Raw genomic sequence first — 14865 nt, 5'->3', positions numbered from 1 at the left:
CTATTGCCGGCACCACCCTCCAGTCATTGGCTGTCCTAGATTGCTGTCGTTTGTCGGCGGTGAGCGTTTGAATATGCCGAAAGGGCTTCCTTTCCAGCTGGATCACTATTTGGAGTTAGTGGACTGGAGCGGCCGGCATTTAGACCCAAGAAAACGGGGTTGTATTGCCGAAAACATACCTCCTATTCTGGAGCGACTCGGCATTTCACCCAAGCACTGGCTTTATCTTAGCCGGAACTTTGAAAGCCGCTTTAAAGGCTTGGTGGGATCGGTAGAGGTTGTACAAAAAGTTTGTGCTCAACTCGATAAGCGCTGGGTACACGGTATAAGCGACTGTCGGCGCCTCCTCTCAGCTACGCCCTGCTAATCTACCCCGGCCTCAAGTACTCAACAGCACGATTACCGCCCTTTTATCGAAAAACAGCGATCCCAATAGCCTGAAGGCCAATTCCAAGTATTTAATCTCCTTTACCTGTAAACCAAAGAGAAAGAGCCGCCAGAGAGGGAGCTAGCTCTATTGCCGGCACCACTCTCTAGTCATTGGCTGTCCTAGATTGCCCTTAGATTGCCCTTGCTCGATACTATCTTTGGATAGAGATTTATTACGGATAGGGAACCGCCTATTGGGGAATCGCACGATGGGTAGTGTGGGGGTCGGTAGCTAGAAACTACCGGCTACCCGATTTAGGCATCTGCGCCGCCTATGCTAAAAGTAAATGACGCTCTACCTTCCTCTAGTTCAAGATCATCACCATTTAGCTTTACTGAACCAGGAAAGTCATCAAGATTGATGAGATCTCCAAATGCCTCCTCAAAGACAGAACATTTAAGATCATTCGACTTAGATTTTTTTCCAAGCTTCTTGAAGGCAAATGCTGTTGAGAAGTTGCCTATGATATCCGCAGCTTGCACCAAGATTGATTCTTCGTCTGGGCAGATTAAGATACCTTCCCGCTCAATTTCAGGGGCGCGTGGAAATCTATCTCGACCGTACGCTCGAAGCGCAGCTACTATGGGCAGCTGCCCCGAGAATTCAGTTCCGCTCACGCCCACCTTCGATGATTTAAGCTGATCTATAAGTACATGACGGTCTATTTGAATTTGGGTGCTTCCTCCCCTTAATTTTACGGAGGCCAGCCTCTGATAAGTAAATAATGGAGCAGCGATATTTTTTGATGCTTCCGTAATCTCTCCTGCAGTGACTCCAGCTCGAGTAAAAGAACCCCCAATTACATTATTGCAGAAACTCTCAAAATCTGATTTCCAATCTTTTCCAAGCAGGGTGCAGCTAACGAAACCGTTGCCTGACTCTAACGTAGATCGGACAAGCTTTAGAAATGCAGTGTAAGAATCTGCTTTCTTGCGTTTAAATTCCTTTCCATGAAAACTTTTCAACTTGGCTGATTGAAGAATTTTCCGAGCTTCCTCTTCGAATTTTCCAACAAGAGAATAATCAATTGATATAACTGTCCAGCCAGAACATTTGGCATTCATGGTTCCTATATCATCAATTCCGGTAACGAAATTTGCCAATGCTATCTCCTATGCCTAGCTGTGTATTCGAAAAAGGCTGCATTATATCACCAGTCAATATATCCCAAGAGTAGAAAAACCCTCTAGCCAGAAAGTAATATATAAATCAGTATCTTAGTCTGCACCGGTGGACAATTATTCTAGTGGATATATTGCGGCTGCTCTTGATCTTCGAAATCGAGAGCACAGAAAAACAACAAGCTGTATATAAAAGCATCAAAGCACAACTGCTAGGGGTGATCTATTGCTTCTGCGTTCCAAAGCGTGAGAAATAAAAAATATAGGCACAAAAATAATCTTATTGGATTTTATTAGAGTTTGTTTTAGTGTCAAAGCTGCGTAAAATCGGTGGATATTTATCGATATTTGGGTCGTCATTGAACAGCCCACTAAAGGCCGATGACCAAAGAGATTTGAGAGATTCAAGAATTTTCTAAAAACCATTCCCTCAAAGGAGAACGGTAGCGTGACGTAAGAGTAAGTAAAAGGCGCTGACCCAAGGTGCGCTAACACCTGGGGCCAGCTAACCAAATTGATATCATCACTATCAAAATGGCTATATGGATCATACGCTAGAAACCCGCTCGTCTTCAATAAAGTGGAGTCCATTCAGTAGTTTGGGGCGTGTCCCTTGGCTCTGGAAGCGTTGCGTCTGCCTTTTCTACCTCTATGCCTACCGTTCTCGCGCTCCACCTGATACTTCCTTAACAGTTACTTTCAAATCCTTCCATTAAGGGAGGTCTACGCATGGTTTGAGTACTAATAGGAAACAAATATGTTGATCTTAAAGCGCCGGACGGGTGAAAACTTACGAATTGGAGCGAATGTCTCAATTACAGTGTTGGAAGTTAAGGGTAATCAGGTAAAGATAGGCATACGTGCTCCCAAATCTCTGCCCGTTCACCGTGAGGAAATCTATAGACGTTTGCAAAAGGAGAGGGTGTTAGGGGATGGAGTTGGTTGAGATTGCGGAGCGCCCTAGGCAAGGGCGCGCGTTGGCGTGTTCAGTCTGCAGGGAGATAGGGTTAACGCCCGCAACGCTGGATGGCTTTAAGCTGATGTAGTGAAGCGGAGACAGATTGAAGCCGGTCCGCATGATTGCGTTTGTTAGGACTTTTTACGCACAAAACCAAATCTAACTTTGAATATAGGAAACACCTGGAACACCGAAGAAAACGAGAAATAACACTGCATTTAGAACCGATTGCTCTGAGCGTGCAGAGAATAGCGGGCTATGTAGTAGCTGAGTTAAAAGATATCACATTGATGCAGAAAACAATCCAAGACCAATTAAGCTACCGAAACATTGACGAACTTTACCAGTAAAGGTACAAGTAAATGAAATGCTTATACAAGCACCAGAAAAGGCATAGAAGCCGATTTCTTTATCGGTTGGCGGTGCAGAGGTGATCATTGCAAAGCCAAAAATTCCTGATGCAAAGCCAAGTAGTATACGAGTGAATGGACTCAGCCCCTTATTGATAATTTCCGCACCGGCTCGATAGATAATCTATAGCCTTAACGCCGCACTCACGGGTAGACGAGGCTGTGCAATTTTTATGCGAAAATGGGAGCGGAGCGGCCAGTACAAAGGTGCATAGTATTGGCCGTCTCCCGTGCAGCGTTTGGTTAGAACTGATATATCTACGAAGGTAGATCTCAACATTTATACCTTATTTTTCTTGATCTTCTTTTACGACCTGGCCCTGTGACAACGTCAGATCTAAACTTATATCCATAAATAACAGTACTGCTTCCAAAATTTGTAATAATTGATATTTTAGCGTTTTCATTTTCCCGGATTTTAATCTGGGCGATAACTCCCGGAACTATAGGGTTACTTTGAAATCTGCTCACTACTCTACCAATATAGAACGTGTACTCTTTCTTATTTTCCCTTCCGTAAATCTTTAGGATTCTACTATCGATATCTTCAACTTTTTCAATAAAGAAAGGAGACCAACCATCAACTTGCCACTTATATCGAACTAGAGCTCGCCCGCTTAGGTTGGCTGGGCTCGGAACACTGGATGAATCAGTGCAAGGATGTTTTGTCCAAGGAGGGCCAAGCTCTTCAAAGAATACTCGACCGCCATACGGCGATCGGTAAAAAAACACCAATTGACCACAAACTGGGCATGATGCATTGGGAATAGTATAACTTTCTAATGACTCAGATATTGGAGGAACCCAAGAAAATTCCATAGGCTCAAAATATCTTTCTATTGGTACTCCACGGTTTCCGTCGCCTTTGCTACCTATTCCTCCCCATCCACACCTGCAATCTGGATGATGATTCCATGCATTACACATTTGAGTATTTCCAGAGTGTATGGAGCACTAACATTTATATAGTAATCATTCTGACCACTATTATCATGATTACCATCTTGGAATCAATCTAGCGAAGAAATGCGTAAAACCTTGAGGAATCAATAAATCACACATAAGCTTGAACTCTTGTCCCAAATACAAAAATGATCACTTTGCCCACTATCCCCACGGAATAGACTTTCTCTAACTCCCTAGACCTTTCAATCTATCGGGATCTTTATAAAAAATATCAGCCAAGCCGATCGGAAATCATGTTGATTTCTTATCAGGTACTCAGGAGGGTCGAAACATTGAGCGTAGCTTGAAGCGTTTTCGTGCGCTTTAGGTCGTATACCACTTCGGTAAAGCTGATTTTGGAGCTGACAAACCCATAAGTGATACAGGTACATTGAGCACATATTCGGGTTCTGACCTTGATAGAAAATCAAAAGGCACTAGGGCAAGAAGGGGTTACTTGATTTATATCAAAAAAAGAAAAGGGGGCAGAGCCCCCCTTTTTTAAATCAGATCCGCTCTTTAATGGAGCGGATTATCAGAACCATTAAAGGTTGCTGATTTCCTCAAGTTGCTGTTGCAGACGCTCGTGAGCACCTTTCATTTCTGCAAGCTTGTCCTTTTCCTTGGCGACAACGGCTTCGGGGGCTTTGTCTACGAACTTAGGATTGTTGAGTTTGCCTTCGACTCGTGCGAGTTCTTTGGAAAGTTTATCAATCTCTTTTTGTAGACGGGCGCTCTCGGCTTTAACGTCGATCAGGCCGGCCATGGGTACCAGCAATTCCATATCGCCTACCAGGGCCGTGGCAGAGGCTGGTGCAGCTTCTCCACTTTCCAGCCAGGTGATTTCTTCGAGGCTGGCTAGTTTGATCAGCAGGCTGCGGGCTTGCTCCAGTAGTTCTTGGTCACGGCTGGAACCGCCGCGCAGGATTAGTGGGATTTTCTTCGCTGGGGAAATATTCATTTCACCGCGAATATTACGCACGCCTTCAATAACTTGCTTCAACCAAGCAACAGCCGCTTCCGCTTCCTCGTCGATCTTGCTGTTATCGGCCTCTGGGTATTGCTGCAGCATAATGGTGTCACCGTTGGAACCGGCGAGGGTTTTTACACGCTGCCAGATTTCTTCAGTGATAAACGGCATCAGCGGGTGGGCCAGACGCAAAATGGTTTCCAGTACGCGGATCAGGGTGCGGCGGGTACCTTTTTTTACTGCGTCGGAGGCGTTGTCGTCCCACAGTACCGGTTTGGACAGCTCCAGGTACCAGCTGCAGTACTCGCTCCAGATAAAGTCGTACAGGGCCTGGGAGGCGAGGTCGAAGCGGTAGGTGTCCATGGCTTCGCGTACGGTGATTTCGGTGCGCTGCAGCTGGGAAATAATCCAACGGTCGGCGATGGTCAGTTCAAAATCCGTGCTGCCGTCCTGTCCACAATCGTGCTCTTCGCAGTTTTGCAGTACGTAGCGGGAGGCATTCCAGATCTTGTTACAGAAGTTGCGGAAGCCTTCAATACGGCCCACATCAAACTTGATGTCGCGGCCGGTGGAAGCCAGTGAGTAATAGGTGTAGCGCAGGGCATCGGTACCAAAAGCAGAGAAACCTTCGGGGAAGTCTTTGCGGGTTTGCTTTTCGATCTTTTCGCGCAGGTGCGGTTGCATCAGACCAGAGGTGCGCTTCTCTACCAGGGTCTCCAGGTCGATACCGTCGATCAAGTCGATAGGGTCGATCACGTTGCCCTTGGATTTTGACATCTTCTGGCCGTGGTTGTCGCGCACCAGGCCATGCACGTACACGGTGTTAAACGGTACTTCTTTCTTGAAGTAGAGGGTCAGCATCATCATGCGCGCGACCCAGAAGAAAATAATATCGAAGCCGGTGACCAGTACGGAGCTGGGGTGGAAGGCTTTCAGTTCTTCGGTATCTTCTGGCCAGCCCAGGGTGCCGAAGGTCCACAGGCCGGAGGAGAACCAGGTGTCGAGTACGTCGTCATCCTGGCGCAGGCTGATATCGGCGCCCAGGTTGTGCTTCTCGCGCACTTCCTCTTCGCTGCGGCCAACGTAGACATTGCCTTCGTTGTCGTACCAGGCGGGGATGCGGTGGCCCCACCACAGCTGGCGGGAAATACACCAGTCCTGGATATCGCGCATCCAGGAGAAGTACATGTTTTCGTAGTTTTTCGGTACGAACTCAACGCGGCCATCTTCAACGGCGGCGATGGCTTCATCGGCCAGGGGCTGGGTTTTTACGTACCATTGATCGGTGAGCCAGGGCTCGATCACGGCGCCGGAGCGGTCTCCGTGAGGTACCTTGAGGGTGTGGGGCTCTACTTTTTCCAGCAGGCCGAGGGCGTCCAGGTCATCGACAATTTGGGTGCGCGCGGCAAAGCGCTCCATGCCTCGGTATTTTTCCGGCACTGCGTCGTTCAGGTGGGCGTCGGCATCGAGGATGTTGATCATCTCGAGGTTGTGACGCTGGCCCATCTCGTAGTCGTTGAAGTCGTGGGCTGGGGTGATTTTTACACAGCCGGTGCCGAATTCACGATCGACGTATTCGTCGGCAATAATCGGGATTTCTCGATCCGCCAGGGGCAACTTGATGGTCTTGCCAATCAGGTGCTGGTAGCGCTCGTCTTCCGGGTGTACGGCTACGGCAGTATCGCCGAGCATGGTTTCCGGGCGGGTAGTGGCAACTACCAAGTGGCCGGAGCCGTCGGAGAGTGGGTAGCGGAAGTGCCACAGGTGACCCTGCTTTTCTTCGTTTAGTACTTCCAGGTCTGAGATCGCAGTGTGGAATTTCGGGTCCCAGTTCACCAGGCGCTTGCCGCGATAAATCAGTCCGTCTTCATACAGTTTGATAAAGACTTCCTGCACTGCTTTGTAGAAGCCGTCGTCCATGGTGAAGCGTTCGCGGGACCAGTCGGGGCTGGCGCCCAGGCGGCGCAGCTGGCGGGTAATGGTGCCGCCGGACTCTTCCTTCCACTCCCAGACCTTCTCAATAAACTTGTCGCGGCCCAGGTCGTGGCGGGATACGCCTTCGGCGCCCAGCAGGCGCTCTACCACCATCTGGGTGGCGATACCGGCATGGTCGGTGCCCACTTGCCACAGGGTGTTGTCTCCCTGCATGCGGTGGTAGCGAATCAGGGCGTCCATGATGGACTCCTGGAAACCGTGGCCCATATGCAGGCTGCCGGTGACGTTCGGCGGCGGGATCATAATGCTGTAGGGCTTGGCCTCAGTATCCCCGGAAGGCTTGAAGTAGCCGTTCTCCTCCCAGGTTTTGTACCACTGCTGTTCGATGGCGTTGGGCTGGTATGTTTTGTCCATGCGGGCGGGAAACCTTGTGTTTAACTGACTGCGTGCACAGCGTTTTGGCTCAGGATAGTCTGGTGCTTGCTCGGGCTGCGCGGAAAAGGCGGCAATTATACCGCCGGGGTCTGGTGGGAAAAAGGCGGTATTTGAGCTTAGGGAGTTATTCAGAGGCTCCCTTAGGCCGTCTCTTAATCCCAAACGCCGAGCTCGTCGACCACGTGTTCTATTTGGGCGCGCAGGCGGCGCTCCAGTTTGGGCAGTTGCTGGGCGACGAGTTGTTCGATCAATTCCTGGCGCTGGCGCTCTTTGGCGGAGGGCTCAGGGTCTGCGGCCGGATCTTCTTCGGCGGCTTGGGCCTCAGTGCTTGGAAGTTCAGCTTCTTCCTTTACTTCAGGGGCCGGGGCCACTGTTGCTGGGGCTTCTGTTTCCGGGGGCACTGGGGCTTCGGTTACTTGGGTATTTTCTTCAACTGGCAGGGGCCGTCCACCGGTGAGGCGGGAGCGAATATGATTTGGCAGGAACGGGTTTTCCGCTCGGGGCTCCGGCTGCGGTTCGGGCTCTCTCTCCGGTTCGGCCTCTGGGATATTTTCAGCTTTGGTTTCCCGGGAATTCTGCTCTAAGTGTGTTTCAACCGGTTTATCTTCAACGGGCTTTTCTTCGATTTGCCCGGTATCTGTGGATGCCTGAGGCTCCTCATCCTCTACAGCCAGCTCTTGAAGCGGGCGCAAAAGAGCGAGGTCAGACTCCGCCAGCGACAGGGATTGCTGGGCCAGCATCTCTTCTTCAACCGGTGAAAATAAAATCGGCAAGTCGATATCTTCCAGTGAGGTATCGATATCTTCGAATTCACTGGTAGCCGGTGTCCCACTGGGTTTTGGTATGTCGGCAATAGTGGGAAGAGTGGGGGGCTCAGGGGTTACAGGATTACCCTGCTTGGCCACCTGGCTGAGCACGGGGATTTCTTCATTGTTCTCGTCGGTGACAAGCAAGTTGTGCAGTGAATTAAGTTCATCCAGAAATTCACTGGGCTGCTTGCGCTGCTGTCCGCGTTGCTTGTGTTTGTTTTTCTTGCCGGACATGACTCTCGGACGTAGTTAGAGGCTCTAATTGATCTTATGGGATTGTAACGGATATCCGCGATCGCGGAAGTGACCAAATCGCAATCGGGACCGTTTTAATGGTTCCGGTTGTTGGATCACAACTTCTGCCAAGCGTTCAAAGCGGCTAAACCACTTGGGTACTTTGGAGCAGAGATTGATCAGTAAGCCGTGGTGATCTGCGGGGTCTTCTCCGCTATTAATTTCTATTTGCGCCTGTTGGTTTTCAGTTTGCGGGGCGTGGGGCAGAAAACTGTCCTCGCGAAATGTCCACAGCAGTTGATCCATCTGCTCCGCCCGTTGCGCGTCGTCCACCGCGATTAATACCCGCATACCCGCGCGGAAGGCTTTCTCAGCCAGGCGGCAGGCAAAAACATCGGCGTGTTCCGGTTGGTCGGAAGAGAGAATATAGAAATCAATGCGAGTCATTACAGATACTGGTCAAATAATCCCGGCCATATTGATACGCTGCCAAAAACAAAAGCGGCCCATTAATCAATGGACCGCCCGGCGCGCCGGGCACCGATGGTGCCGGCGGCTATTGTGCGCTTTGGCTACTTATTTGCCCAGTAGATATTCAACCAGTAGAGGAACCGGACGGCCGGTTGCACCTTTCTGTGCGCCGGACTTCCAGGCACTACCGGCAATATCCATATGTGCCCACTTGTAGTCTTTGGCAAAACGCGCCAGGAAGCAGGCAGCGGTTACTGAACCGGCTTCGCGTCCACCGATGTTTTGGATATCGGCAAAATTGGAATCCAGGGAGGACTGGTACTCGTCCCACAGTGGCATTTGCCATGCGCGGTCGCCAGTAGTTTCGCCAGCCTGGAGAAGGCTCTTGGCCAGTTCTTCGTTATTAGCGTAGAGACCGGTGGCGTGGTGGCCCAGGGCAATAACACAGGCACCGGTGAGGGTGGCGATATCAATCACTGCGCTGGGCTTGAACTTGGCTGCGTAGGTGATCGTATCGCACAGAACCAGGCGGCCTTCGGCATCGGTGTTGAGGATTTCGATGGTTTTGCCGGACATGGAAGTCACAACATCACCGGGCTTGCTGGCGCGGCCGCTGGGCATATTTTCAGCAGCGGCAACCAGGCCTACTACGTTGATAGAAGGCTGCAGTTCAACCAGGGCGTTCATTACGCCGAAGACACTGGCGGCACCGCCCATGTCGTATTTCATTTCGTCCATAGCCTGGCCCGGCTTGATGCTGATGCCGCCGCTATCGAAGGTGATGCCTTTACCGACCAATACCACAGGTTTTTCGCTGGTCTTGCCACCTTTGTAGTTCATGGCAATCAGCGCGGGGGGCTCGTCGCTACCCTTGGATACGCTGAGGAATGCACCCATGCCCAGGGCTTTCATTTTCTTTTCGTCCAGCACGCTGGTGGTGAGTTTTGCATGTTTTTTGGCCAGCGCCTTCGCCTGGGCAACCAGGTAGTTGGGGGTGCAGATATTGCCTGGGAGATCCCCCAAATCACGGGCGACATTGCTGCCCAGTGCTTGAGCGGCACCCACTTCCATGCCGCCTTGAATAGCTTTCAGCTGCTTTTTCTCCGGGGCGTGGATGGTGAATTTCGCCAGGGGTAAGGGTTTTGCATCGGTGCGGGACAGGGTATAGCGATAGCTTGCCAGACCGGCGGCCATGGCGATTTGCTGTGCTTTCCAGCGATTATCGGCACCTTCAACCTCTACTTCGCAGAGGTAGCTCGCGGCTTCTTTAAAGTTCTTTACCCCATTGGCACTGCTGGCTGCCAGCTTGCGGAATTCCGCCTGGCTGATGGTGCCTTTACCGGTGCGTACGACCAGAACGCGCTCGCTGGGAGCGTCGATAAGATTGATCAGTTGGGTACTGCCGGATTTGGCCCCCAAGTCCCCGCGCTTGAGGATTTTTGCAATCATTCCCCCGGTCAATTTATCCAGGCTTTTTCCACTTTCGCTGAGGTTATTTTTGGCATCTGCTGAAATAATAGAGCAGGCACTGCGTTGTTTACTGATATCTGCAACCTTGGCGGAGAACTGCATTTTTCGCTTTCCTTAAAATCTGACAATAGATTGCATGTCTCTAGGCCGAGACATAGCAAGAATTTTTAGTGATAATGCGTCGCACAAGTTTAACCCGCCTGCCTGTGGATTGCTGTACCTAGAGGGAAACTTGCTCGTTTTTGATTCAGACACCATCACACCGCTGTCACCAAGGAATTTGTTCGCCCTGTGATTATTTTTCGCTATCTCTGCCGCGAGCTGCTGTTTGCCACGCTAGCGGTTAGCGCAATTTTGCTGTTAATTGTGATGAGCGGCCGATTCGTGAAATACCTGGCGGAAGCTGCCGCCGGTGATATTTCGGCGAATATCCTGTTCTCCCTGATGGGATTCCGTTTGCCGGGATTCCTGGAACTGGTACTACCGCTGGGCCTGTTTGTGGGGATTCTCCTCTCCTATGGCCGCCTTTATATAGAAAGTGAAATGACGGTTCTGCACGCCTGTGGCTTTAGTGATTGGCGTTTGCTGGGCTATACCATGATTCCAGCACTGATGCTGGCGCTGGTGGTGGCGTCCATGAGCCTGTATTTCTCTCCGGCGGGTATGCAGCGTTCCACCAGCCTGTTAAATGCAGAAAAGGCACGCAACGAATTTGATCACCTGGTACCAAAGAGATTTGTGTCCTCCCAGGGCGGCCGCGCGGTTTATTACGCCGATACGCTGAGTGAAGACAAGTCCACCATGTTGGGGGTGTTCCTGGCTGAGTTGGGTGGTGCGGAAGAGGAAACTGAGGCAGACCAGCAGATTGTCATCCGTGCTCGTGAAGGTGTACAGGAGATAGATCCTGAGACAGGCCTGCGCTATTTGGTACTGCGCGACGGTTTTCGCTATGAGGGTGTTCCCGGTGAGCGGGAATATCGCCAGATGAAATTTGACAGTTACTCGGTGATTCTGGAAGTGCCTCGCGAGCGCAGCCGCTTGCAGGACCAGATGGAATCGGCTTCAACCCTGGATCTCCTTAAAGGCGATGATCCGCAGCAGCGGGCCTACCTCTACTGGCGCTTCAGCCTTCCGATATTGGTATTAGTGGTTGCAGTACTCGCAGTGCCATTATCCCGTACCAACCCTCGCCAGGGGCGTTTTGCGAAGATGATCCCGGCCATTCTGCTGTATATCACCTACCTGGTAATCCTGCAGGGTGTCAGGGGGGCGATTGAGGATGGCAAGATTTCCAATCCGGCAATGATCTGGCTGGTTCACCCGCCATTCTTACTGCTCGGCTTGCTGTTGTTAGCGGGAAGAAATTGGCGCAAGGCGCCGCCCAAGCGTTTGCCCGAGGGTGTGAAGGAGTCGCCAGGTGAGTAAGCTCGATTTATATATCGCCCGCACCGTTATTGTTGCTGTGGGTGGCGCACTGATGATTATTCTTGGCCTCACTGTGGTCTTTGCATTAGTGGACCAGTTGGGGGAGCTGAAGAAGGATTACGGCTTTATCGATGCCCTGAAGTATGTGGGCTGGACATTGCCGGCGCGTATCTATGAACAGCTGGGCTTTTCCGCCCTGGTTGGATGTCTGGTGGGGCTGGGTTCATTGGCAGGTACCAGTGAGCTGACCGTTATGCGGTCTGCCGGCGTCTCAATCGGTCGGATTACCTGGGCGGTGATGAAGCCCATTATGCTGCTGATTTTACTGGGCTTGGGCCTGGCGGAATTTGTTATTCCCAAGACCAATGTAATTGCCGAGAGTGACAAAGCCCGGGCATTGGGTGAGCTGGAGGCGAGCGGTCTGGAAAGTGGCCTGTGGCTGAAAGACAGTGGCGAGTTTGTTCACTTCAACGCGGCGCTGCCGGATGGTGAACTTTACGGTGTTACCCGCTACCACTTCGGTGCTGATCGAGAGCTGGAGCAGGTGGAGTTTGCTGAGCGCGGCCATTTTGATGGCAAGCGCTGGGAGCTGGAGAATAGCCGCACGACCATCTTCACCGGTGAGCATACCGAGAGTGAGGCGCTGCCTACGACCGAATGGAAGGCGGAGATTTCGCCAGAGTTATTTGCCTTGGTAGTGCCTTTACCAGCGGATTTGTCACCCCGCAGCTTGTGGGCTTACGGCAAATTCCTCGATCGTAAGGGTGAGGATTCCAGTCGCTACTGGTTGCAGTTCTGGAAAAAGGTATTGCAGCCTCTCACTATCGCCAGCCTGGTGATGGTGGCGATTTCCTTTATTTTTGGCCCCCTGCGGGAAGTAACCACCGGGTTGCGTGTGTTTACCGGATTGGTGGTTGGCCTGGTGTTCCAATTTGTCCAGGATATGCTGGGGCCATCTTCCCTGGTATTTGGCTTCCCGCCTTTCCTCGCGGTGTTACTACCGATATTGCTGTGCTTTGGCGCGGGATGGTATCTACTGCAGCGGGCCCGTTAGGGCCCCTAGCCTTCTACTTTTTCGACTTCTTTGGAAGTACGCGCACCTCGGATTCGGAGATAAGGTCATGCCATGTGGCCTTGTCGGATCTGGCCCAGGCAGAGAAGTAACCGAGTCCCAAACAAGCAATAGACAGCGGCGCTACGATGGCGCGAAGGATGCACTGGCGCCAAGTGAGCTGGGCTCCGTTTGGACTCGCCAGCAGCAGACGCCAGGCGCGCATCCCCACAGTTTGACCCGCAGCCCTCCAGGACCAGAAGTAATACCCTACGATAACCGCTAGAGCGCCCAGCTGGAAGAATGGTCCGCTGACACAGGGGTTGTAGTCATTTGCCTCGGGCTGGCAGTTGAGGCCCACCACGGTAGAGGCAACCATCAGCGCGATAAAGCCGTAAACCACCAGTAGGCCCATAAGTATCAGCAGGTCGTAGAGCAGTGCGGCCAGGCGTGGACCCACCCCGGCAACAGGGAGTTCAGGAAAGGATTTGGGGGTGTTCGAGCTACTCACGGTTATCTCCGCCGGTTTTAAGTGGCGGAGATTCTAACAAACCTGTAAACGGGGAAGGAGAGGTAGCGCGCCTGAGTTCAGGGGCTCCCTAAAACTCCAGCTCAAAAGAGAACTTGAATTTGTCGTCGGACAGAGAGATGCCGTAGTCCACTGAGCGGCCAATCTTGCCCTCGTTGTTGGTGTACCTGAGCAAGCCTGTACGTGCGGCACGGGAGTTTTGTGCTTTGTAAGTCTCAAGGCCCATTCGCAGGATTTTGGACAGGGCTTTGCCGCCTTTCAGGGGCTTAAACTTATCTGGATTGGTGTGCATCTGCAGCCACTGGTAATTCAGGCGTCGCTGTACGTTGCTCATGCTATTGGTGCGCAAGTACTCGGCGGCCTGGACCAGGGCTTCGTTATCCATTGCAAATGCACTGTCGGAGAAAAACAGACTGCCGGATTCCATATTCAGGGTTTCATGGGAATCCGGGATAAATAACTCATCGGCAGAACAGACGCAGCACGCGGGCAGAAGAAATAGGCCAACGGTTTTTGGCACTAGTTGATTGGCGCTGAATCGGAAACTGCAGAGTAGCATTCTGTTTACCCCTGGGTGTCAACTTCTCATTTCGATGGCCGCAAGCGGTCGTTGAATTTATTATGGGTCACCCTTAACAAAGCATTTTTTCGAATTAATTAGGCGGCTGATGCAACTCCACTTACTGGACAGTCCGAAAAAGTCATCTCTTTCCTTGGAGGCCGCATGAAATGGATACTTTTTCATTTTTGTCTAAGTGGTCGCGAGCGTGAGCAGGAGCCCGCCAATGTTTTTTTATTATTGTTTTGGTATTTCTGTGCCAATGCTGATGAAAAAATTGTCTTGAATAGCTCCTCTTTCCACCGGATCGGGGCTTAGGTGCCAGGAAAGAGTTCCAAAATGCGCTACCGCAAAATTCTCCCACAAATAATCAGTGAGGATGGGGTTGGTTGGCTATCGGCTCTGGGTTCGTAAATCGCTTCTATGGCAAAGCTGTTGTTGCGAAATAGCTGGACCCAACTTTCCAGGGTGCGGAAATACCAGGGAGCGGCCTCTTCAAAATCTCCCTCAATACCTTCCCAAGATCCCGGGCGCCATCCATCTCGATAGGGCTCATTACCGCAGGCCTGATGGGGGTGAAGAGTTTGGATGACAAAATACCCACCGGGCAGCATTAACTCGCGTGCATTGCCGAATAGTTGCTCGACAGATTTCTTTCCGATGAGGGAGAAGTTGCACACGATAAGTTCAAACTGCTGTTCCAGTTTTTCGGCGCAAATTTCTTCGTATTGCAATCGCCGGTAGGACTCATTGGCGCCTGCTCGAGCGCTGGCAATATCCACTAAATCTTTAACGCCATCGACACCACAGACTCGAATACCTTGCTCCGCCAGTTTTCTACTGAGCCAGCCTTCACCGCAACCGATATCTAAAATGCTTGCAGGTTGGTACGCCATGATTGTGCTGACAATGGCGGCATCAGTGACCAGTCGGCGGCTGGGAATGGCGGCATTGTCTACTACTTTAGTCCACTCATGAGCATTCTTATGCCAGCAGGTGAGTACCTGATCATCACTGAATTCGGAATTGGGCATGCTTGGGTGACCTCCAGCCTGTCATTATTCACAGCTTGAGTGTACCGTCAGTGGACCATCCAGCTACAAAGGTGCTGAG

The 14865-nt window shown here is 51.3% G+C and carries 14 protein-coding genes; 5 read left to right on the top strand and 9 right to left on the bottom strand.

Translation table 11 applies throughout. The features are described 5' to 3' along the window. Positions 1–40: 40 nt before the first annotated feature. The gene (locus ACJJI3_RS11755) at positions 41–367 is read left to right on the top strand and encodes a hypothetical protein (protein ID WP_444939825.1); all 327 of its coding nucleotides are present in this window, start codon (positions 41–43) and stop codon (positions 365–367) included. Between the two features lie 317 nt (positions 368–684). Here the strand turns inward: ACJJI3_RS11755 and ACJJI3_RS11750 are convergent, their stop codons facing one another. Beyond that, a complete protein-coding gene (locus ACJJI3_RS11750) occupies positions 685–1533 on the bottom strand; it encodes a hypothetical protein (protein WP_444939824.1) in 849 nt (282 codons plus the stop codon). A gap of 775 nt (positions 1534–2308) precedes the next feature. On the opposite strand from ACJJI3_RS11750, the gene csrA reads away from it, so the two are divergent. Further along, positions 2309–2497 (top strand): carbon storage regulator CsrA, encoded by a 189-nt coding sequence (gene csrA / locus ACJJI3_RS11745; protein WP_444908923.1) that lies wholly within the window; start codon positions 2309–2311, stop codon positions 2495–2497. A 695-nt stretch (positions 2498–3192) separates the two neighbouring features. Here csrA and ACJJI3_RS11740 read toward each other — a convergent pair. The 5 genes from ACJJI3_RS11740 to ACJJI3_RS11720 form a co-directional block, all read right to left on the bottom strand. Then, complete coding sequence (locus ACJJI3_RS11740; RefSeq protein WP_444939823.1) at positions 3193–3846, bottom strand: hypothetical protein; 654 nt, start codon at positions 3844–3846, stop codon at positions 3193–3195. Between the two features lie 562 nt (positions 3847–4408). After that, positions 4409–7183 (bottom strand): valine--tRNA ligase, encoded by a 2775-nt coding sequence (locus tag ACJJI3_RS11735; protein WP_444939822.1) that lies wholly within the window; start codon positions 7181–7183, stop codon positions 4409–4411. A 173-nt stretch (positions 7184–7356) separates the two neighbouring features. Continuing rightward, positions 7357–8247, bottom strand: a complete 891-nt coding sequence (locus ACJJI3_RS11730; RefSeq protein ID WP_444936528.1) for a hypothetical protein — start codon at positions 8245–8247, stop codon at positions 7357–7359. Positions 8248–8271: 24 nt separating this feature from the next. Further along, entirely contained in the window at positions 8272–8694 is a 423-nt protein-coding gene (locus tag ACJJI3_RS11725) for a DNA polymerase III subunit chi (protein ID WP_444919233.1), read from the bottom strand. Between the two features lie 129 nt (positions 8695–8823). Further along, positions 8824–10290, bottom strand: coding sequence for a leucyl aminopeptidase (locus ACJJI3_RS11720; protein WP_444939821.1), 1467 nt, complete (start codon positions 10288–10290; stop codon positions 8824–8826). A gap of 189 nt (positions 10291–10479) precedes the next feature. Between ACJJI3_RS11720 and lptF the strand changes: the two genes are divergently transcribed. Both lptF and lptG read left to right on the top strand, forming a co-directional pair. Then, complete coding sequence (lptF, locus tag ACJJI3_RS11715; RefSeq protein ID WP_444939820.1) at positions 10480–11613, top strand: LPS export ABC transporter permease LptF; 1134 nt, start codon at positions 10480–10482, stop codon at positions 11611–11613. Next, entirely contained in the window at positions 11606–12667 is a 1062-nt protein-coding gene (gene lptG, locus ACJJI3_RS11710; RefSeq protein ID WP_444939819.1) for an LPS export ABC transporter permease LptG, read from the top strand. Before lptF ends, lptG begins: the two co-directional genes overlap by 8 nt. A 13-nt stretch (positions 12668–12680) precedes the next feature. Here the strand turns inward: lptG and ACJJI3_RS11705 are convergent, their stop codons facing one another. Next, positions 12681–13175 carry an RDD family protein gene (locus ACJJI3_RS11705; protein ID WP_444906181.1) on the bottom strand — a complete coding sequence of 165 codons (495 nt, stop codon included), beginning with the start codon at positions 13173–13175 and terminating at the stop codon, positions 12681–12683. Between the two features lie 88 nt (positions 13176–13263). Continuing rightward, positions 13264–13752, bottom strand: a complete 489-nt coding sequence (locus tag ACJJI3_RS11700) for a hypothetical protein (RefSeq protein ID WP_444939818.1) — start codon at positions 13750–13752, stop codon at positions 13264–13266. A gap of 165 nt (positions 13753–13917) precedes the next feature. Here ACJJI3_RS11700 and ACJJI3_RS11695 point away from each other — a divergent pair, with 165 nt between their 5' ends. Continuing rightward, on the top strand, positions 13918–14070 hold the full coding sequence (locus ACJJI3_RS11695; RefSeq protein WP_413664650.1) for a hypothetical protein: 153 nt from the start codon (positions 13918–13920) through the stop codon (positions 14068–14070). A 26-nt stretch (positions 14071–14096) separates the two neighbouring features. Here the strand turns inward: ACJJI3_RS11695 and ACJJI3_RS11690 are convergent, their stop codons facing one another. Next, positions 14097–14786 (bottom strand): class I SAM-dependent methyltransferase, encoded by a 690-nt coding sequence (locus ACJJI3_RS11690; RefSeq protein WP_444939817.1) that lies wholly within the window; start codon positions 14784–14786, stop codon positions 14097–14099. Positions 14787–14865 lie beyond the last annotated feature (79 nt).

The sequence above is a fragment of the Microbulbifer maximicatervae (SeqCode) genome, assembly GCF_052466985.1.
This window is presented reverse-complemented; position numbering and strand designations above follow the sequence as displayed.

What these genes read in the sequence shown, in the direction of transcription:
- csrA (WP_444908923.1), top strand. Translation starts at nt 2,309, where the DNA reads ATGTTGATCTTAAAGCGCCGGACGGGTGAAAACTTACGAATTGGAGCG.
- ACJJI3_RS11740 (WP_444939823.1), bottom strand. Translation starts at nt 3,846, where the DNA reads ATGTGTAATGCATGGAATCATCATCCAGATTGCAGGTGTGGATGGGGA.
- ACJJI3_RS11735 (WP_444939822.1), bottom strand. Translation starts at nt 7,183, where the DNA reads ATGGACAAAACATACCAGCCCAACGCCATCGAACAGCAGTGGTACAAA.
- ACJJI3_RS11730 (WP_444936528.1), bottom strand. Translation starts at nt 8,247, where the DNA reads ATGTCCGGCAAGAAAAACAAACACAAGCAACGCGGACAGCAGCGCAAG.
- ACJJI3_RS11725 (WP_444919233.1), bottom strand. Translation starts at nt 8,694, where the DNA reads ATGACTCGCATTGATTTCTATATTCTCTCTTCCGACCAACCGGAACAC.
- ACJJI3_RS11720 (WP_444939821.1), bottom strand. Translation starts at nt 10,290, where the DNA reads ATGCAGTTCTCCGCCAAGGTTGCAGATATCAGTAAACAACGCAGTGCC.
- ACJJI3_RS11700 (WP_444939818.1), bottom strand. Translation starts at nt 13,752, where the DNA reads ATGCTACTCTGCAGTTTCCGATTCAGCGCCAATCAACTAGTGCCAAAA.
- ACJJI3_RS11695 (WP_413664650.1), top strand. Translation starts at nt 13,918, where the DNA reads ATGAAATGGATACTTTTTCATTTTTGTCTAAGTGGTCGCGAGCGTGAG.
- ACJJI3_RS11690 (WP_444939817.1), bottom strand. Translation starts at nt 14,786, where the DNA reads ATGCCCAATTCCGAATTCAGTGATGATCAGGTACTCACCTGCTGGCAT.